Source organism: Streptomyces sp. NRRL S-244, assembly GCF_000717915.1.
Taxonomy (GTDB): domain Bacteria; phylum Actinomycetota; class Actinomycetes; order Streptomycetales; family Streptomycetaceae; genus Streptomyces.
The window spans coordinates 197,445-215,871 of record NZ_JOCX01000013.1 but is presented as its reverse complement, the minus strand read 5'-3'; the positions used below and the strand labels follow the sequence as shown (position 1 = coordinate 215,871).

The 18,427-nt window shown below is 70.5% G+C and carries 16 protein-coding genes, 1 rRNA gene and 1 riboswitch; of the genes, 14 read left to right on the top strand and 3 right to left on the bottom strand.

The genetic code is table 11. From position 1 onward, the window contains the following. The 11 genes from rrf to IF02_RS0118775 all read left to right on the top strand — a co-directional run. Positions 1 to 80, top strand: a 5S ribosomal RNA gene (rrf, locus tag IF02_RS0118825); the annotation flags it as partial. A 122-nt stretch (positions 81 to 202) separates the two neighbouring features. Further along, complete coding sequence (locus IF02_RS0118820; RefSeq protein WP_030158426.1) at positions 203 to 793, top strand: CDP-alcohol phosphatidyltransferase family protein; 591 nt, start codon at positions 203 to 205, stop codon at positions 791 to 793. 100 nt (positions 794 to 893) lie between these two features. Next, entirely contained in the window at positions 894 to 3,389 is a 2,496-nt protein-coding gene (locus IF02_RS0118815) for a mannose-1-phosphate guanyltransferase (protein WP_030158425.1), read from the top strand. 109 nt (positions 3,390 to 3,498) lie between these two features. Beyond that, positions 3,499 to 4,407: a DUF881 domain-containing protein gene (locus IF02_RS0118810; protein WP_030158424.1), complete on the top strand. Its 909-nt coding sequence runs from the start codon at positions 3,499 to 3,501 to the stop codon at positions 4,405 to 4,407. Next, entirely contained in the window at positions 4,404 to 4,736 is a 333-nt protein-coding gene (locus IF02_RS0118805; protein WP_030158423.1) for a small basic family protein, read from the top strand. Before IF02_RS0118810 ends, IF02_RS0118805 begins: the two co-directional genes overlap by 4 nt. A 5-nt stretch (positions 4,737 to 4,741) precedes the next feature. Next, on the top strand, positions 4,742 to 5,638 hold the full coding sequence (locus IF02_RS0118800; protein WP_030158421.1) for a DUF881 domain-containing protein: 897 nt from the start codon (positions 4,742 to 4,744) through the stop codon (positions 5,636 to 5,638). A gap of 130 nt (positions 5,639 to 5,768) precedes the next feature. Continuing rightward, positions 5,769 to 6,665, top strand: coding sequence for an FHA domain-containing protein (locus IF02_RS33820; RefSeq protein ID WP_078622164.1), 897 nt, complete (start codon positions 5,769 to 5,771; stop codon positions 6,663 to 6,665). 76 nt (positions 6,666 to 6,741) lie between these two features. Further along, complete coding sequence (locus tag IF02_RS0118790) at positions 6,742 to 7,515, top strand: MerR family transcriptional regulator (RefSeq protein WP_030158417.1); 774 nt, start codon at positions 6,742 to 6,744, stop codon at positions 7,513 to 7,515. A gap of 63 nt (positions 7,516 to 7,578) precedes the next feature. Then, positions 7,579 to 8,052: a bifunctional nuclease family protein gene (locus IF02_RS0118785; RefSeq protein ID WP_030009777.1), complete on the top strand. Its 474-nt coding sequence runs from the start codon at positions 7,579 to 7,581 to the stop codon at positions 8,050 to 8,052. A gap of 192 nt (positions 8,053 to 8,244) precedes the next feature. Beyond that, positions 8,245 to 8,883, top strand: a complete 639-nt coding sequence (locus IF02_RS0118780) for a MerR family transcriptional regulator (RefSeq protein WP_030158413.1) — start codon at positions 8,245 to 8,247, stop codon at positions 8,881 to 8,883. Positions 8,884 to 8,961: 78 nt separating this feature from the next. Continuing rightward, positions 8,962 to 10,446: a DNA polymerase IV gene (locus IF02_RS0118775; protein WP_037836562.1), complete on the top strand. Its 1,485-nt coding sequence runs from the start codon at positions 8,962 to 8,964 to the stop codon at positions 10,444 to 10,446. 14 nt (positions 10,447 to 10,460) lie between these two features. Here the strand turns inward: IF02_RS0118775 and IF02_RS0118770 are convergent, their stop codons facing one another. Beyond that, a complete protein-coding gene (locus IF02_RS0118770; protein ID WP_030158407.1) occupies positions 10,461 to 10,832 on the bottom strand; it encodes a PRC-barrel domain-containing protein in 372 nt (123 codons plus the stop codon). 113 nt (positions 10,833 to 10,945) lie between these two features. Next, a riboswitch (glycine riboswitch) is annotated at positions 10,946 to 11,044 on the top strand. Between the two features lie 198 nt (positions 11,045 to 11,242). Between IF02_RS0118770 and gcvP the strand changes: the two genes are divergently transcribed. Then, entirely contained in the window at positions 11,243 to 14,128 is a 2,886-nt protein-coding gene (gene gcvP, locus IF02_RS0118765; RefSeq protein WP_030158405.1) for an aminomethyl-transferring glycine dehydrogenase, read from the top strand. Positions 14,129 to 14,272: 144 nt separating this feature from the next. Here the strand turns inward: gcvP and IF02_RS0118760 are convergent, their stop codons facing one another. Both IF02_RS0118760 and IF02_RS0118755 read right to left on the bottom strand, forming a co-directional pair. Then, entirely contained in the window at positions 14,273 to 14,479 is a 207-nt protein-coding gene (locus tag IF02_RS0118760; protein WP_030158404.1) for a DUF5999 family protein, read from the bottom strand. A 311-nt stretch (positions 14,480 to 14,790) separates the two neighbouring features. Further along, a complete protein-coding gene (locus IF02_RS0118755) occupies positions 14,791 to 15,411 on the bottom strand; it encodes a hypothetical protein (RefSeq protein WP_030158401.1) in 621 nt (206 codons plus the stop codon). 494 nt (positions 15,412 to 15,905) lie between these two features. Between IF02_RS0118755 and IF02_RS0118750 the strand changes: the two genes are divergently transcribed. Together IF02_RS0118750 and IF02_RS0118745 are read left to right on the top strand one after the other, a co-directional pair. Beyond that, positions 15,906 to 17,441 carry a glutamate-cysteine ligase family protein gene (locus tag IF02_RS0118750; RefSeq protein ID WP_030158399.1) on the top strand — a complete coding sequence of 512 codons (1,536 nt, stop codon included), beginning with the start codon at positions 15,906 to 15,908 and terminating at the stop codon, positions 17,439 to 17,441. 171 nt (positions 17,442 to 17,612) lie between these two features. Then, a complete protein-coding gene (locus IF02_RS0118745) occupies positions 17,613 to 18,410 on the top strand; it encodes a CPBP family intramembrane glutamic endopeptidase (RefSeq protein WP_037836559.1) in 798 nt (265 codons plus the stop codon). Positions 18,411 to 18,427 lie beyond the last annotated feature (17 nt).

The following is an 18,427-nucleotide window of genomic DNA, read 5'->3' as shown; positions in this document are numbered from 1 at the left end:
TTCCGAACCCGGAAGCTAAGCCTTTCAGCGCCGATGGTACTGCAGGGGGGACCCTGTGGGAGAGTAGGACGCCGCCGAACAATCATTGTAGAAAAGCCCCGTACCGGGTATCCGGTACGGGGCTTTTCTGCGTTCTGGGCCGGTGCGGCTTCCTGTAGGGTCAGGAGGCATCGTTCGTACGTTCAACAGTGGAGGCCCCCGGGTGGAGGTCCAGGAGACTCGGGTTCAGACGGACCGAATTTTCACCATTCCGAACATCCTGAGCATGGCTCGCCTCGCCGGCGTGCCCCTGTTCCTCTGGCTGATTCTGGAGAAGCACGACGGCTGGGCACTGGCCGTGCTCATGCTCAGTGGGGTCAGCGACTACCTCGACGGGAAGCTGGCGCGGCGCTGGAATCAGATCAGCAACCTCGGTCGGCTGCTGGATCCGGCCGCGGACCGGCTGTACATCCTCTCCACGCTCTTCGGCCTGACCTATCGAGACATTCTGCCGCTGTGGCTCACCGGGGCGCTGGTGGCCCGTGAGCTGATGCTGCTGGTCATGGTCTGGATCCTGCGCCGTCACGGCTATCCGCCGCCGCAGGTCAACTTCCTCGGGAAGGCCGCGACCTTCAACCTGATGTACGCCTTCCCCCTGCTGTTGCTCAGTGACGGTACGGGTTGGTTGGCCTGGATGGGGGCAGTTTTCGGATGGGCGTTCGCCGGATGGGGTACAACCCTCTACTGGTGGGCAGGAATCCTTTACGTGGTGCAAGTCCGTCGGCTCGTGAAGGCGGACACCACGGCCGATTGAGCTCGCTCGGCGTGGGGCTGACGCGGAGGAGTTGCGGAGTCACCGTCCGGGACGGGTGAGGTCGGCGAGAACGTCGTCTCTCAAGGAGGACTCTTCCGACATGAAGGCCGTCGTGATGGCCGGTGGTGAAGGCACTCGCCTTCGCCCCATGACCTCGAGCATGCCCAAGCCGCTCCTGCCGGTTGCCAACCGGCCGATCATGGAGCACGTGCTCAGGCTGCTCAAGCGGCATGGGCTCAGTGAGACCGTTGTTACCGTCCAGTTCTTGGCGTCACTCGTCAAGAACTACTTCGGTGACGGCGAGGAGCTCGGAATGGAGCTCACCTATGCCAACGAGGAGAAGCCACTCGGCACTGCCGGCAGTGTGAAGAACGCCGAGGAGGCCTTGAAGGACGATGCTTTCCTCGTCATTTCCGGCGATGCGCTCACCGACTTCGACCTCACCGATCTCATCCGCTTCCACAAACAGAAGGGCGCACTCGTCACGGTGTGCCTGACCCGGGTGCCGAACCCGCTGGAATTCGGCATCACCATCGTGGACGAGGAAGGCAAGGTCGAGCGCTTCCTCGAAAAGCCGACATGGGGGCAGGTGTTCTCGGACACCGTCAACACCGGCATCTACGTGATGGAGCCCGAGGTCTTCAATTACGTGGACCCGGACGTTCCGGTGGACTGGTCCGGCGATGTCTTCCCGCAGCTGATGAAGGAAGGCCGGCCGATCTACGGCTATGTGGCCGAGGGCTACTGGGAGGACGTCGGCACGCACGAGAGCTACGTCAAGGCGCAGGCCGACGTACTCGAAGGCAAGGTCCAGGTCGAGATGGACGGCTTCGAGATCTCGCCCGGCGTGTGGATCGCCGAAGGCGCCGAGGTGAGCCCGGACGCCGTGCTGCGCGGGCCGCTGTACATCGGGGACTACGCCAAGGTCGAGGCCGGCGTGGAGATCCGCGAGCACACGGTCGTCGGTTCGAACGTCGTCGTGAAGAGCGGGGCCTTCCTGCACAGGGCCGTCATCCACGACAACGTCTACATCGGGCCCCACAGCAATCTGCGCGGCTGCGTCATCGGCAAGAACACCGACATCATGCGGGCCGCCCGGATCGAGGACGGCGCCGTCATCGGTGACGAGTGCCTGGTCGGTGAGGAATCGATCATTCAGGGGAACGTGCGGGTCTACCCCTTCAAGACGATCGAGGCCGGCGCCTTCGTCAACACGTCGGTGATCTGGGAGTCCCGCGGTCAGGCGCATCTGTTCGGCGCCCGCGGAGTCACCGGCATCCTGAACGTGGAGATCACCCCCGAGCTGGTGGTCCGGCTCGCCGGTGCGTACGCGACGACCCTGAAGAAGGGCGCGACGGTCACCACGGCCCGTGACCACTCCCGCGGCGCGAGAGCGCTCAAGCGGGCGGTGATCTCGGCACTGCAGTGCAGTGCGATCAACGTACGCGACCTGGAGAACGTACCGCTGCCGGTGGCCCGGCAGCAGACCGCGCGCGGTACCGCGGGCGGGATCGTGGTGCGGACCTCGCCCGGAGTGCCGGACTCGGTCGACATCATGTTCCTCGACGAGCGGGGAGCGGACCTCTCGCTCCAGCAGCAGCGCAAGCTGGACCGGGTGTACGCGCGGCAGGAGTACCGGCGCGCGTTCCCGGGCGAGATCGGCGACCTCCAGTTCCCGGGCAGCGTCTTCGACGCCTATACGGGTTCCCTGCTGCGCCGGGTCGACACGACCGGCGTCGCCGATTCCGGGCTCAAGGTGGTCGTGGACGCCTCCAACGGCAGCGCCGGGCTGGTCCTGCCCAGCCTGCTGGGCCGGCTCGAGGTGGACGCGCTGACGATCAACCCGGGGCTCGACGAGTCCCGGCCGACGGAGACCGCGGAGTCCCGGCGGGCCGGGCTGGTGCGGCTCGGGGAGATCGTGGCCTCGGCACGGGCCGCCTTCGGAGTGCGCTTCGACCCGGTGGGTGAGCGGATCTCCCTGGTGGACGAGCGCGGGCGGATCATCGAGGACGACCGGGCACTGCTGGTGCTGCTCGACCTGGTGGCCGCCGAGAAGCGCAGTGGCAAGGTGGCGCTGCCGGTGACCACGACCCGGATCGCCGAGCAGGTGGCGGCGTACCACGGGACACAGGTGGAGTGGACGACGACCTCTCCCGACGACCTGACGCGCGTGGGCCGGGCCGAGAACACGATCTTCGGCGGAGACGGCCGGGGCGGCTACATCGTCCCGGAGTTCAGCAGCGTCTTCGACGGGTCGGCGGCGTTCGTCCAGCTGATCGGGCTGGTGGCGCGGACGCAGCTCACGCTGAGCCAGATCGATGCGCGCATACCGCGAGCCCATGTACTCAAGCGGGACGTGCCGACTCCGTGGGCGGTGAAGGGGCTCGTCATGCGGCGGGTCGTGGAGGCGGCGGGGGACCGGCAGGTGGACACCACCGACGGTGTGCGGGTGGTCGAGGCCGACGGGCGGTGGGCGCTGGTCCTGCCGGACCCGGCGGAGGCGGTCACGCACCTGTGGGCCGAGGGTCCCGACGACGCGTCCGCGCAGGCGCTGCTGGACGAGTGGGCGGGCGTGGTGGACGGCGCCGGGCACTGAGCGCCCGCAGCCGACGGAAACGGCGTGGTCCGGTGGGCGGGGTGCGGCGGATGTCGCCCCCTGTCCACCGGACGGGCGCATTCGGTGTGGGCGGCGCCGACATGCGACGATGAGCGGCATGTCGCAGCCGCCCCACAACCGGAGTTCGGCGCCGGCGCCTCCCGCGCGTCCGGACGCGTCCATGTCGCTGCTGACGCACGTGATGGACCACAGTCTCGACGAGGGCTACGCGGAGGCGTCGGCCCGGCGCGAGGCGGAGGGCACGGCGGGTCTGCCGCGCACCCTGAAGGCCAAGCTGGGGCTCGCCGCCGGGCTCGTGCTCGCGGCCATGGTCGTCACGCTGGGTGCCGCCCAGGCGCGGATAGCCGCGCCGGTGCTGGCGAAGGAGCGGCAGGAGCTGATCGACCGGGTGCAGCGGGCCGACGAGCACGCGGACGGCCTGGAGCGGGACATCGAGCGGCTGCGGGAGAACGTCGCGAGCCGCCAGCGGGAGGCGCTCAAGCAGCACGGCGGGGACCAGGGGCAGCTCGTGGCGCTGCTGTCCGGTGCGACGGAGGTCCAGGGACCCGGTCTCAAGCTGGTCGTGGACGACGCGAAGGGCTCCTCCTCGGGCGGTGGCGGCAAGCCGCGCGAGAACGCCGGGTTCTCGGACACCGGGCGGCTGCGGGACCGGGACATGCAGAAGATCGTCAACGGGCTCTGGCAGTCCGGCGCCGAGGCCATCTCGATCAACGGGCAGCGGCTGACGGCGCTGTCGGCGATCAGGGCCGCGGGTGACGCGATACTGGTCGACAACAGGCCGCTGGTGCCGCCGTACGAGGTGCTGGCGGTGGGGGACAAGAAGCGGCTCGGTACCGCGTTCCAGAACTCCGCGGACGGCCAGTACCTGCACGCCCTGCAGGAGAACTACGGGATCCGCGCCACCTTGTCCGCGGCGGACGAGCTGCGGCTGCCGGCCGCGTCGAGCCTGACCGTACGTACAGCTACAGCAGAAGAGCCGAAGAAGGGTGCATCGTGATCGCGGTACTGGGCCTGGTGGCCGGAGTGGTGGTCGGACTTCTGGTCCGGCCCGAAGTGCCGGCCGTCGTCGAGCCTTATCTGCCGATCGCCGTGGTGGCGGCGCTGGACGCGGTGTTCGGGGGCCTGCGCGCGATGCTGGACGGCATCTTCGTCGACAAGGTCTTCGTGGTGTCGTTCCTGTCGAACGTGGTCGTCGCGGCGCTGATCGTCTTCCTCGGCGACAAGCTGGGCGTCGGCTCGCAGCTGTCCACCGGTGTGGTCGTGGTCCTCGGCATCCGCATCTTCTCCAACGCCGCGGCCATCCGCCGGCACGTGTTCCGGGCGTGAGGCCGATGAGTACGAACGACAATCCGCCCGAGGAGCCGATGGGCTCGGAGCTGCCGCCGCAGGACGAGCCGGCGAGGCCCGCCGAGCCCGCGGCGGCCGGCGAGGCGGCCCAGCCGGGCCGGCCTGCCCAAGCCGGTCAGGCCGCCCAAGCCGGTCAGGCCGCGAAGTCCGCCGGGCCCGCGCGGAGCGGTCGGCAGCGGCTGGCGGAGGCGGTGTGGCCGCCGCGCGTGAGCCGGGCCCAACTGATCGTCGCGCTGCTCCTGTTCGTCCTCGGGCTGGGCCTGGCCATCCAGGTGCGCTCGAACAGCGACTCCAGCGCGCTGCGCGGGGCCCGTCAGGAGGACCTCGTACGGATCCTCGACGAGCTCGACGGGCGGACCAAGCGCCTGGAGGACGAGAAGCAGCGGCTGGAGGACCAGCGCAAGGAGCTGGAGAGCAGCTCGAACCAGGCCGAGGAGGCCCGTCGCCAGACGGTCGAGAAGGAACGCCAACTCGGGATCCTGGCCGGTACCGTGGCGGCGCAGGGACCGGGCATCACGCTGAAGATCACCGATCCCAAGGGGCAGGTGCAGTCTGACCAGCTGCTGGACACCCTCCAGGAGCTGCGGGCGGCCGGGGCCGAGGCGATCCAGGTCAACGGGGTGCGCATCGTGGCGAGCTCGTTCTTCTCGGACGAGGGCGGCGGGGTCGGGATCGACGGTAAGAAGATCACACAGCCTTATGAGTTCAAGGTGATCGGCAAGCCGCAGGATCTTGAGCCCGCCCTGAACATTCCCGGCGGTGTCGTGCAGACGCTGGAGAAGGAACAGGCCACCGTCGCCGTCACACGGTCGGCGAAGATCGTTGTGGATGCCTTGCGGGCTGCGAAGCAGCCTGACTACGCTCGGTCGTCAACGTCGTGACGCGGGACGGAGCGCGGACGGGCTCACGCGGGCTGGTGCCTGCGGGGGGTCGGCGCACTGAAGTCGTCCCGCGTGGTGGAAACTGTCTGGTGGTTACGGACGTTGTGAGAATGTCCGGGTCGGCAGGTGTGTGCATTCGGAGTTCGTCCTGCCCCACGGGCGGGTCTGTTTCGTTCAAGGGGAATCGCCCGTGAAGTTGTTTGAGAAGTTGTTCGGCAAGAAGAACCGTGAGGAAAGCGGTGCTGCCAAGCACCGCGCGGGGCAGGGAGAGGTGGAAGGGCAGGGCGACCGGCCGCTCTTCCGCGACGAGGTCGCAGGCGCGGGGGATGTTTCGGGCGCGCCGGGCGCGTCGTCTGTTGACCCTGCCGGTTCCGGACGCATAGGTTTCGGTGAACCATCAACCTCAAGTTCGGGTGGAGGGTTTGCCCCCGACCCGTATGCCACCAATGCCTCCGCGGGGCAGCCGCGGCGCGAGGAGCCGTCCATGTCGGCCGAGCAGGTTTGCAGCAGGTGCGGACACCGCAGCGATGCGGCCAGCCGGTTCTGCTCCAACTGCGGTGCGCCGCTGCGGGCGGGTCTGACGCCGGAGCGTGCCTCGGAGACCACGTCCACCATCTCGATCTCGGGCCTCGAGGCCTACGAGGCCGAGGTGTCGGGACAACAGCACGTGTCGTCCTCGCTGTCCCCCGAGGCCCAGGCCGCGGTGGAAGCTCTGCCTCCGGGTTCCGCTCTGCTCATCGTGCGGCGCGGCCCCAACTCCGGCAGCCGCTTCCTCTTGGACGGTGAGCTGACCACGGCGGGCCGGCACCCGCAGAGCGACATCTTCCTGGACGACGTCACGGTCTCCCGGCGGCATGTCGAGTTCCGCAGGAGCCAGGACGGCGGCTTCACCGTCGCCGACGTGGGCAGCCTCAACGGCACGTACGTGAACCGAGAGCCGATCGACTCGGTCGCCCTGCACAACGGCGACGAGGTGCAGATCGGCAAGTACCGGATGGTCTTCTACGCGAGCCTGCGGGGCATCTGACCGCCCCCTGGGCTCCGCCTGGGGGACCCCCACCTCCGGACTCCGTCCGGGGGGACACCCCCAGAGGGAAGGTCCCATGCTGCGTATCCCGGCCGGCGGTGCCCCGAAGAGCGGCACCGCCGGAAGCGCCGGCCCGACCGGGCGGCTGGTGAGCATCGGCACGGTGCTCACGCTGCTGCGCGACGAGTTCCCCGAAGTCACGATCTCGAAGATCCGCTTCCTTGAGGCGGAGGGGCTCGTCGAGCCCCGGCGCACACCTTCCGGATACCGCAAGTTCAGCACCGAGGACGTCGAGCGGCTGGCCCGCATCCTGCGGTTGCAGCGGGACCACTACCTGCCGCTGAAGGTCATCCGCGAGCAGCTGGACGCGCTCGCCCGCGGCGAGCAGATCCGTATCCCCGCGCCCACGGCGCACGGGGATTCCGTCGATCCCGCGAGCCCTTCCGCCGTCTACGGCGAGGTGGGCCGGGAGCGGGCCACCGCGGCCCGGGTGGGGCGCGCCGAGCTGCTCGCCGCGGCCGAGGTGGACGAGGCGCAGCTCGCCGAATGGGAGTCGTACGGGCTGATCGGCGAGGCCCCCGGCGGCGGATTCGACGCCGAGACGGTCACCGTGGCCCGGCTGGTGGCGGATCTGGGCCGGTTCGGGCTGGAGCCGCGGCACCTGCGGGCCATGAAGGCCGCCGCGGACCGCGAGGCGGGTCTGGTGGAGCAGGTCGTGGCACCGCTTCGGCGGCACCGCAACCCACAGACCAGGGCGCATGCCGAAGCGACTTTGAAGGAGCTCGCGGGGCTGTCCGTACGGCTCCACGAGGCCTTGGTGCAGACCGCGCTCGGGGTCCGTCTGCACTGACCTCGGGGATCTCCGAGGGGGCCCGACTACCCAAACCTGCCGGGCAGGTCCTAGGGTTGCTGTGTGAACGAGCTCGACGTTGTGGGTGTCCGGGTGGAAATGCCCTCCAACCAACCGATCGTGCTCCTGCGTGAAGTGGGAGGCGACCGGTACCTCCCCATCTGGATCGGACCAGGGGAGGCGACCGCCATTGCCTTCGCGCAACAGGGCATGGCCCCTGCCCGGCCGCTGACGCACGACCTGTTCAAGGACGTGCTGGAGGCGATCGGCGAGGAGCTCACCGAGGTCCGGATCACGGATCTGCGGGAGGGCGTCTTCTACGCGGAGCTCGTCTTCGCCAGCGGGGTCGAGGTGAGCGCACGGCCGTCCGACGCCATAGCGCTGGCCCTGCGCACCGGGACGCCGATCTACGGGAGTGACGGCGTGCTGGACGACGCCGGAATCGCCATTCCGGACGAGCAGGAGGACGAGGTGGAGAAGTTCCGCGAATTCCTCGACCAGATCTCGCCGGAGGACTTCGGTACCGGCCCGCAGTGAGCCGCCGGCAGTGCCGTCCACGCCGCGTGTTCACGGGGTGCATCAGCCCATTCGGTTAGCCTTTCCCCGCTATAGGACACGGGAAACCACTCTCAGGGTGATTATCACTCGGCGTGCCGAGTGTGGCGATCGTTGACGCACCCCTGGTGACTGCCTACCTTCGAGGGGGCAGGTCAAGGACGGAGGGTCGGCGTGAGAGTCACGGGCGACGGTACGACCGGGGGCATCCCCGTGCGGAGTGACGGTGGGCCGTACCCGCTCCACGGCAGTGCGGCCGGTTCCGCGCGCCGTCAGCCGGACAACGCGCCGGTCGCACCGGTGGGCGCGGACGCGGCGCCCGAGCAGGTGGGCTACCGGGGACCGACCGCGTGCGCCGCGGCGGGCATCACGTACCGCCAGCTCGACTACTGGGCGCGCACCGGGCTGGTGGAGCCCACGGTGCGCCCCGCGTACGGCTCCGGGACCCAGCGTCTCTACAGCTTCCGGGACGTCGTCGTCCTGAAGATCGTCAAGCGCTTCCTGGACACCGGGGTGGCGCTGCAGAACATCCGGACCGCCGTCCAGCACCTGCGCGACCGCGGATTCTCGGACCTGGAGCGCATGACGCTGATGAGCGACGGTGCCACCGTGTACGAGTGCACCTCGCCGGACCAGGTCGTGAGCCTGCTCCAGGGCGGGCAGGGCATCTTCGGCATCGCCGTGGGCGTGGTCTGGCGCGACGTGGAGAACGCGTTGTCGCAGCTGCACGGCGAGCGGGTGGACACCGGCGAGACGGTCGTCGGCCACAACCCGACGGACGAGCTGGCGGCGCGGCGCAACCGGGCCGGCTGAGCCCGCTTCCCGGCGCGGTCCGAAGACGCGGGGCCCGGCCCCGGCCGAATGTCAGTGGCATGAGGCAGCATCGGGGCTGTGAGAGCCGCGCCGACCATCCTGCATCTGGACATGGACGCCTTCTACGCCTCCGTGGAGCAGGCGTCGAAGCCGAGCCTGCGCGGGAAGCCCGTGATCGTCGGCGGGCTCGGACCGCGCGGGGTGGTCGCCACCGCGTCCTACGAGGCCCGGCGCTTCGGGGTGCATTCGGCGATGCCGACGGCCCAGGCGCGCCGGCTCTGCCCGAACGGCGCGTACGTGATCCCCCGCTTCCGGCTGTACCAGGCGGTCAGCGAGGTGGTCATGGGGCTGCTGCGGGAGCTGTCCCCGCTGGTGGAGCCCCTCAGCCTGGACGAGGCCTTCGTGGACCTGGAGGCGGGCGGGACGGCCTTCGACTCGCAGAGCGCCCGGGAGACGGGGGAGCGGCTGCGGGCGGACATCCGGGCCGCGACCGGCCTGAGCGGCTCCGTGGGGCTGGCGGGGTCCAAGATGCTGGCCAAGGTGGCGTCCGAGGAGGCCAAGCCGGCCGGGCTGCTGCTGATCGAGCCGGGGACCGAGCGGGAGCTGCTCGCCCCGATGTCGGTGCGGACCCTGCCCGGGGTGGGGCCCGTCACGGGGGAGCACCTGCGGCGCGCCGGGATCACCACGGTCGGGGAGCTCGCCGAGGCCGGCGAGGACGAGCTGGTCCGGATGGTCGGGCGCTCGCACGGCGTCGGGCTGTACCGGATGGCGCTGGGGCTGGACGACCGGCCGGTGGTCGCCGAGCGCGACGCGAAGTCCGTGTCGGTGGAGGACACCTTCGACGTGGACCTGCACGACCGGGTGCGGATCCGGACCGAGGTGCAGCGGCTCGCCGACCGGTGCGTGCAGCGGCTGCGGGGCTCGGGGCACTCGGGGCGCACGATCGTGCTGAAGGTGCGGCGGTACGACTTCTCGACCCTGACGCGCTCCGAGACGCTGCGTGGGCCCACCGACGACCCCGCGGTGGTGCGGGAGGCCGCGGCGCGGCTGCTGGAGGCGGTGGACACCACGGGCGGGGTCCGGCTGCTGGGGGTGGGCGTGACGGGCCTCGCGGACTACACGCAGGAGGACCTGTTCGCGCAGTCCAAGGCGGCGGAAGCGGAAGCGGAGGCGGAGGCAGCGGCGGCCGCGGAGGCGGCCGCGCAGGAGGCTGCCGAGGCGGCTGCGGAGGGTGCGCCCGCGGAGGCGGCCGGTGCCCCTGAGGCCGGGGCGCCTGGAGGGCCTGGAGGGCCCGCGGAGGCCCCGCGGGGTGCGGAGCCGCCAGGGGCGTCCGGGGAGCCGGAGCCCGCCCCGGAGCGGCGCTGGGCGGCCGGCAGCGACGTACTGCACGCCGTGTACGGGCCCGGGTGGGTGCAGGGCAGCGGGGTCGGGAGGGTGACCGTGCGGTTCGAGCGGCCCGGATCGCCGCCGGGCCGGGTGCGCACCTTCCGGGTGGACGACCCCGAGCTGGAGCCCTCCGATCCGCTGCCCCTCGTAGGGCAGGCCGGGGCGGACGCGGCCTGACGGGTGTCCTCGTCCTACGGGGTGTCCTCGCCGTTCGCCAGGCGGCCGAAGTCGCGCTGGATGTCCGACGGGAGGGAGACGTCCAGTCCGTAGTGGTGGTAGAGCTGGAGTTCCTGCTCGGGGGAGAGGTGGCGGCCGACGCCGAAATCCGGGGCGTCCTTGATGAGGGAGCGCTCGAAGGGGACCCGCAGGGTGTCGTCGACGACCTCGCTCGGCTCCAGCGGGACGAAGGCGTCCCGGCTGAACAGGCCCGTGCGGACGGCGGCCCATTCGGGCACGCCCGTGGCGTCGTCGAGGTAGACCTCGTCGACGGTGCCGATCTTGGTTCCGTTGCGGTCGAACGCCTTGCGGCCGATCAGGCTGCGCGGATCGATGTCGGTCTGCACGGTCCCTCCATATGGTCGCAACTCCTCCGTAATGACTACAGAAGGGCATTTCCGGAGTGCAGGCCACTCGAGGCAGGTCCCAGAACCTCGCTGGTAGGCTGGGTGACGGCTGTTGACCCTGTGCGGGAGAGTCCTCCGAGTGAGTACGACGGAGGCGCCGAAGGAGCAAATCCTCCCCGGAATCTCTCAGGCATACGTACCGCACGTGACGAGGCCACTCTGGAAAGCAGGGGCGGGTACCGGGCGCGCAGTGCCGGTTCCCCTCCTCACCGACGGTGAAAGCCGGAATCCGCGGGTCACCCCCGCGACTCCGGTGAAGCTCTCAGGTTGAGATGACAGAGGGGGAGGCCGTCCGGGTGCCCGCGCCGTGGTGCCCCTCGCAGGTCGTACGACCCAGGAGGCCTCCGTACATGACCGCCAACCGCATTCCGCTCTCCCAGCTGGAGCGAGGCATCCCCTTCGAGCAGCGCCACATCGGCCCGGACGCCGAGGCGCAGGCGAAGATGCTCGCCCACGTGGGCTACGGCTCGCTGGACGAACTGACCGCTGCCGCGGTACCGGATGTGATCAAGAGCGCCGAGGCGCTGAACCTGCCCGAGGCGCGGACCGAGGCCGAGGTGCTGGCCGAGCTCCGCTCGCTCGCCGACCGCAACCAGGTCCTCACCCCGATGATCGGTCTCGGCTACTACGGGACCTTCACTCCGCCGGTGATCCTGCGCAACGTGATGGAGAACCCGGCCTGGTACACGGCGTACACGCCCTACCAGCCCGAGATCTCGCAGGGCCGCCTCGAGGCCCTCCTGAACTTCCAGACGGTCGTCGCCGACCTGACCGGGCTGCCGACCTCGGGCGCCTCGCTGCTCGACGAGGGCACCGCGGCCGCCGAGGCCATGACGCTGGCCCGCCGCGTCGGCAAGTCCAAGGGCAACATCTTCCTCGTCGACGCCGACGCGCTGCCGCAGACGATCGCCGTGATCGAGACCCGCGCGGAGCCGATCGGCATCGAGATCGTCGTCGCCGACCTGTCCGAGGGCATCCCGGCCGAGGTCGCCGACCGCGGCGTCTACGGTGTGCTCGTCCAGTACCCGGGCGCCTCCGGTGCCGTACGGGACATCAAGCCGGTCATCGACCAGGCGCACGGCCTCGGCGCGATCGTCGCCGTCTCCGCCGACCTGCTCGCGCTGACCCTGCTGACCTCGCCGGGCGCGCTCGGCGCGGACATCGCCGTCGGCACCACCCAGCGCTTCGGCGTCCCGATGGGCTTCGGCGGCCCGCACGCCGGTTACATGGCCGTCCAGGACAAGCACGCCCGCTCGCTGCCGGGCCGCCTCGTCGGCGTCTCCGTGGACGCGGACGGCAACAAGGCGTACCGCCTGGCCCTGCAGACCCGCGAGCAGCACATCCGCCGCGAGAAGGCCACCAGCAACATCTGCACCGCGCAGGTGCTGCTCGCCGTCATGGCCGGCATGTACGCCGTCTACCACGGTCCGGACGGCCTGCGGACGATCGCCCGCCGTACGCACCGCTACGCGGCCCTGCTCGCGGCCGGTCTGAAGGCCGGCGGCGTCGAGCTGGTGCACGGCGCGTACTTCGACACCCTCACCGCCCGGGTGCCCGGCAAGGCCGCCGAGGTCGTCGCCGCCGCCCGCGAGGGCGGGGTCAACCTGTTCCAGGTCGACGCCGACCAGGTCTCCGTCTCCTGCGACGAGACGACGCTGCGCGCCGGCATCGAGGCGGTCTGGGCCGCCTTCGGCGTGAGCGCGGACATCGAGGCGCTGGACGAGACCACGGCCGACGCGCTGCCCGAGGCCCTGCTGCGCTCGGACGACTACCTGGCGCACCCGGTGTTCCACCAGCACCGCAGCGAGACCGCGATGCTGCGCTACCTGCGCAAGCTGGCGGACAGGGACTACGCGCTGGACCGCGGCATGATCCCGCTGGGCTCCTGCACCATGAAGCTCAACGCCACCACCGAGATGGAGCCGGTCACCTGGCCCGAATTCGGCCAGCTGCACCCGTTCGCCCCGGTCGAGCAGGCCGAGGGGTACCTCACGCTCATCACCGAGCTGGAGGAACGTCTCTGCGAGGTCACCGGCTACGACAAGGTCTCCATTCAGCCCAACGCCGGCTCCCAGGGTGAGCTCGCCGGCCTGCTGGCCGTCCGCGCCTACCACCGGGCGAACGGCGACGAGCAGCGCACCGTCTGCCTCATCCCGTCCTCCGCGCACGGCACCAACGCCGCCAGCGCCGTAATGGCGGGCATGAAGGTCGTCGTCGTCAAGACCGCCGACGACGGCGAGGTGGACACGGCCGACCTGCGCGCCAAGATCGAGCAGTACCGCGACGAGCTCGCCGTGCTGATGATCACGTACCCGTCCACGCACGGTGTGTTCGAGGAGCACGTCGCCGACATCTGCGCCCAGGTGCACGAGGCCGGCGGCCAGGTCTACGTGGACGGCGCCAACCTCAACGCCCTGGTGGGTCTGGCCAAGCCGGGTCACTTCGGCGGCGACGTCTCGCACCTGAACCTGCACAAGACCTTCTGCATCCCGCACGGCGGCGGCGGCCCGGGCGTCGGCCCGGTCGGTGTCCGGGCGCACCTGGCCCCGTACCTGCCGAACCACCCGCTCCAGCCGACCGCGGGCCCGGAGACGGGCGTCGGCCCGATCTCGGCGGCGCCGTGGGGCTCGGCCGGCATCCTGCCGATCTCCTGGTCGTACGTGCGCCTCATGGGCGGCGAGGGCCTCAAGCGCGCCACCCAGGTGGCCGTGCTCGGTGCGAACTACATCGCCAAGCGCCTGGAGCCGCACTACCCGGTGCTCTACACCGGCCCGGGCAACCTGGTCGCGCACGAGTGCATCATCGACCTGCGCCCGCTGTCGAAGGCGACGGGCGTCAGCGTCGACGACATCGCCAAGCGCCTGATCGACTACGGCTTCCACGCGCCGACCATGTCGTTCCCGGTGGCCGGCACGCTGATGATCGAGCCGACGGAGTCCGAGGACCTCGCCGAGATCGACCGCTTCTGCGACGCGATGATCGCCATCCGCGGCGAGATCGACCGGGTCGCGGGCGGCGAGTGGCCGGTGGACGACAACCCGCTGGCCAACTCCCCGCACACGGCGGCGGCGCTCGGCGGCGAGTGGAACCACCCGTACAGCCGCGACGAGGCCGTCTTCCCCGGTGGGGTCACGGCCGCGGAGAAGTACTGGCCGCCGGTGCGCCGCATCGACGGTGCCTTCGGCGATCGCAACCTGGTCTGCTCCTGCCCGCCGCTGGACGAGTACGACAACTGATCCGCTGGGCACCGCGCCCGTGGAGCGACATGACATGTTCGTATGACATGACGGCATGACGAAGGGGCCGGTCCGGGAGAATGCTTCCCGGGCCGGCCCCTCGTCGTACTCTTCCGCGCTGTTCCCGTTCCGTACTGCCGCCGGTCAGGCCGCTTTCATCACGTGCGCCGCCGCGAGCGGGCGGTGCGGGGCGATGATCTGGCCGTCCGGCAGCAGCTCACCGGTGTCCTCGAAGAGCAGGACGCCGTTGCACAGCAGGCTCCAGCCCTGTTCCGGGTGGTTGGCCAACGGCTTGGCGGCCTCCCGGTCGGCGGAGTCGGCTGACGGGCACGCTGGCTGGTGCTGGCACATGGATGCGTTCTTTCGCTGCGATGTGGTCTGTGTGCTGCGGCTCGAAGCTTTGTTCATGGCCGCCCCCCGTATCAACGTCTTGGTTTGGTCAGGGTCCCAGTGTTGCCCTCCGGAGTTGCGTCCGCAGGGATTTCCCGGCAGCTGTCCTCATAGATTGATGACGCATCACTCGTGCGGGCGGTTCAGCTCAACTCCCCTGTCATTTCGGGTGGTTCGGGGGTGGCCCGGCTGGGCTAGGCCGAATGGGTCGTACGGACCACCGGCAGGGAACGCACCTGCTCAGACCCGCCGCACCGCGGCCCGGAACCCGCTCAGGCGGCCGGCGCGGCCACCGACGGCGGGACCGGCGGGCTCGGTGGAGTGAGCCGGTGGGTCATCACGGGCAGCAGTTCGGACACCGGGTGCGGCCGGTACGGGGCGATCCCGGGCGGGGCCGGGGCCAGCGGCACCAGCAGGTCCGCGGCGGCCGGCAGCCCTGCGGAGGCATCGGCTCCGATCGCCCCGTGCAGCCACAGTGTCAGCATGTACAGCTCCGGCACGGAGAGCAGCCGCGGCTGGTAGCTCTTGCCGAGCGATTCCGCCTGGCGCAGGGCGCGTTCGGTGGCCGCGACGTACGGGCCCTCGAAGAAATGGGAGAAGACCCAGCCGTCCGGCGTCAGCCGGGTGTCCGCGGCCGCGACGTAGCGGTCGCCGCTGCGGATCAGGAACCGCCAGGCGGTCAGCCGGGTGCGGGGCGGGCGGCCCCCCGCTGCCAGCTGGGAGATGTTCAGCCGGTCCAGGACGTGGACCGGCAGGGGCAGTTCGGCGGTCAGCGGACCCTGCAGCGCGCGCAGGGCCGGAGTGTGCGCCTCGTGGACGGCGGTGGGGGAACCGAGTGCCGCGAGGACGCTGCGCAGGGCGGGCGCGGGAGCCGGAGGGACATGCAGCGGCATGGTGGGTCGCCTCTCACTTGGGAGACCTGTGGATCGGGGCAGGTGCGGACGGCGCTGTCGCATTCTGGGGCCAGAGGGGGGCTGAGGGGCAATGGCCGCGCGCCAACTCTCTGCCTCGTTTGCGGAGTTTATACGACATGTGTTCACGCAGTGTTTCGGCTAGCTGTCCCGCCTATTGCCGACAAGGCGCTTACCGGTCCCGCTGACATGGCTTTCATGCCGGTTGCACGCGAACAATCCGCGCTGACCTCGGAGGTTACCGGACGGGGGCTCGGCTGGAAAGCGTCCATTATCCGGAACCGGCAAAACCCATGCGGAATTTGCATACGACGTCTTGCCAAGTGAATGTGCCATAGCGCCCTTCGGCCAAACCGGCGCGCGCTCCCCGCCACGCACGCCCCCTCTGCGTTAGCGATCTCGCCTCCGGGGCATCATCGACCGTACACGCGCGCCTGGGTGGCATGGGCCGGGCGCAATCGAGGAGGGACGCTCCGATGGGGGAGAAGGTCGTGGCGGGCGGATTCGACCTGTCCGATCGGCAGAAGTATCGGAGGAAGCTCCACGAGTGCCTGGAGGGGCTGGAGCGGCTTCTGGCGGAGAAGAGGTTCGATCGTCCCAAGAACATGATGGGGCTGGAGATCGAGCTGAATCTGGCGGGTTCCGACGGGTTGCCGAGAATGGTGAATGCCCAGGTTCTGGAGCGGATAGCGAGCCAGGATTTCCAGACCGAACTCGGAATGTTCAACCTGGAGGTCAACGTACTTCCGCACCGCCTCGGCGGCCGGGTATTCGACCAGCTCGCCGAGGAACTGAGCGCGGGGCTCGGCTACGCCCACCGGCAGGCCGCGGAGATCGACGCCGGGGTGGTGATGATCGGCATCCTGCCGACGATCACCCGCTCCGACCTGGTCACCGCCAACCTCTCGGCGGTGGACCGCTACTCGCTGCTGAACGAGCAGATCCTGATGATGCGCGGTGAGGACTTCCTGCTCGACATCGACGGGGTCGAGCGGCTCACCTGGAGCACCGGGTCGATCGTCCCGGAGGCCGCCTGCACCTCCGTACAGCTGCACCTGCAGGTGACGCCGGGCCGGTTCGCCGACGTGTGGAACGCGGCGCAGGCGGTGACCGCCGTACAGATAGCCGTCGGCGCGAACTCGCCGTTCCTGTTCGGGCGCGAGCTGTGGCGGGAGTCGCGGCCGCCGCTGTTCACACAGGCGACCGACACCCGGCCGCCCGAGTTGCAGGCCCAGGGGGTGCGGCCGCGGACCTGGTTCGGGGAGCGCTGGGTGGAGTCGGCGTACGAGCTCTTCGCCGAGAACGTCCGGTACTTCCCGGCCCTGCTGCCCATCTGCGACGAGGAGGAGCCGCTGCGCGTGCTCGCCGAGGGCGGGGTGCCGAGCCTGCAGGAGCTGGTCCTGCACAACGGCACGGTCTACCGGTGGAACCGGCCCGTGTACGGGGTCGCCGACGGGATGCCGCACCTGCGGGTGGAGAACCGGGTGCTGCCGGCCGGGCCGACGGTCGCCGACGTCGTGGCGAACGCCGCCTTCTACTACGGGCTCGTCCGGACTCTCGCCGACGAGCAGCGGCCGGTGTGGACGCGGCTCCCGTTCGCCGAGGCGGAGGCCAATTTCGACGCGGCCTGCCGGTACGGCATCGACGCGCGGCTGCGCTGGCCGCGCCGGGGCCGGGGCGGAGGCCTGGCCAGCGTGTCCGCCGTACGCCTGGTCCTGGACGAGCTGCTGCCGATGGCGGCGGCCGGGCTGGACGCGTGGGGCATCGAGCCCGCCGACCGCGACCTCTACCTCGGCATCATCGAGGAGCGCTGCCAGCGTCGGGTCAACGGGGCGACCTGGCAGGTGGACACCTACCACCGGGCGCTCGCGTCCGGGATGGGACGGGACGAGGCGCTGGCCGCCATCACGCGGCGCTACAGCGAGCTGATGCACAAGGGCGACCCCGTGCACACGTGGCCGGTCGGACTGGCGGACGAGGAGGTGAGCGCCGCGGCGGCGGCACGGCGCTGAGCGGGCGCTGAGCGGGTGGGCCATCCGTGGGCAACCGGTGGGCAACCCGTGGCCCCCCGGCCCGCCGAGCCGGCGTCGCCGCCGCCCGCGTTCCGGGTCCGGTGATCCCCTTCCCCGGCCGAAGAGGCAGTATGGGGTGGACGAAGCGGAACGGCGGGACGGGAGTCGGACGTGCGGGCGGAGCCGGAGCCGGTGGTCAAGGCGTTGCACGAGGACGGGCGGGGGGTCCTGCGCACCGAGACGCTGCTCGTGCTGGCACTGTCGCTGGGGGCGAGCGCCTTCTCCTCGCTGATCAGCTTCATCGGCTCGCTGACCAAGCCGGGCGGCCTCAAGGACCAGGCCGCCACGCTCAACGGCTCGTACGCCCCCGGCCGGCCGTGGCTGGACCTGGCCTGGCAGCTGTTCGGCATCGGCACCGCGCTGGTGCCGGTGCTGCTGGTCGCCCACCTGCTGACCCGGGAGGGCGCGCCGGGGCTGCGGGTACTGGGCTTCGACCGCACCCGGCCCGGCTGGGACCTGGGGCGCGGAGCCCTGGTCGCGGCCGGGATCGGGAGCGCGGGGCTGGCCTTCTACCTGGCGGCGCGGGCGAGCGGGTTCAACCTCACGGTGGTGCCGGAGGCGCTGCCGGACGTGTGGTGGAAGTTCCCCGTGCTGATCCTCTCCGCCCTGCAGAACGCGGTGGTGGAAGAGGTCATCGTGCTGGCCTATCTGCTGCGCCGGCTCGACCAGCTGGGCTGGTCGCCGACGGCCGCGCTGCTGGCCAGCGCGGTGCTGCGCGGCTCGTACCACCTTTACCAGGGCATCGGCGGCTTCCTCGGCAACATGGTGATGGGCGTCGTCTTCGTGCTGGCCTACCGCCGCTGGGGCCGGGTGGCGCCGCTCGTCGTCGCGCACGCGCTGCTCGACATCGTGGCCTTCGGCGGGTACGCACTGCTCGCGGGCAAGGTGGGCTGGCTGCCGACGCCGTAGGCGTTGACGGCCACGGC

Bases quoted from the DNA above. Each gene is read 5' to 3' on its own strand.
- IF02_RS0118815 (WP_030158425.1), top strand. From the start codon at position 894: ATGAAGGCCGTCGTGATGGCCGGTGGTGAAGGCACTCGCCTTCGCCCC.
- IF02_RS0118810 (WP_030158424.1), top strand. From the start codon at position 3,499: ATGAGCGGCATGTCGCAGCCGCCCCACAACCGGAGTTCGGCGCCGGCG.
- IF02_RS0118800 (WP_030158421.1), top strand. From the start codon at position 4,742: ATGAGTACGAACGACAATCCGCCCGAGGAGCCGATGGGCTCGGAGCTG.
- IF02_RS0118790 (WP_030158417.1), top strand. From the start codon at position 6,742: ATGCTGCGTATCCCGGCCGGCGGTGCCCCGAAGAGCGGCACCGCCGGA.
- gcvP (WP_030158405.1), top strand. From the start codon at position 11,243: ATGACCGCCAACCGCATTCCGCTCTCCCAGCTGGAGCGAGGCATCCCC.
- IF02_RS0118760 (WP_030158404.1), bottom strand. From the start codon at position 14,479: ATGTGCCAGCACCAGCCAGCGTGCCCGTCAGCCGACTCCGCCGACCGG.
- IF02_RS0118755 (WP_030158401.1), bottom strand. From the start codon at position 15,411: ATGCCGCTGCATGTCCCTCCGGCTCCCGCGCCCGCCCTGCGCAGCGTC.
- IF02_RS0118750 (WP_030158399.1), top strand. From the start codon at position 15,906: ATGGGGGAGAAGGTCGTGGCGGGCGGATTCGACCTGTCCGATCGGCAG.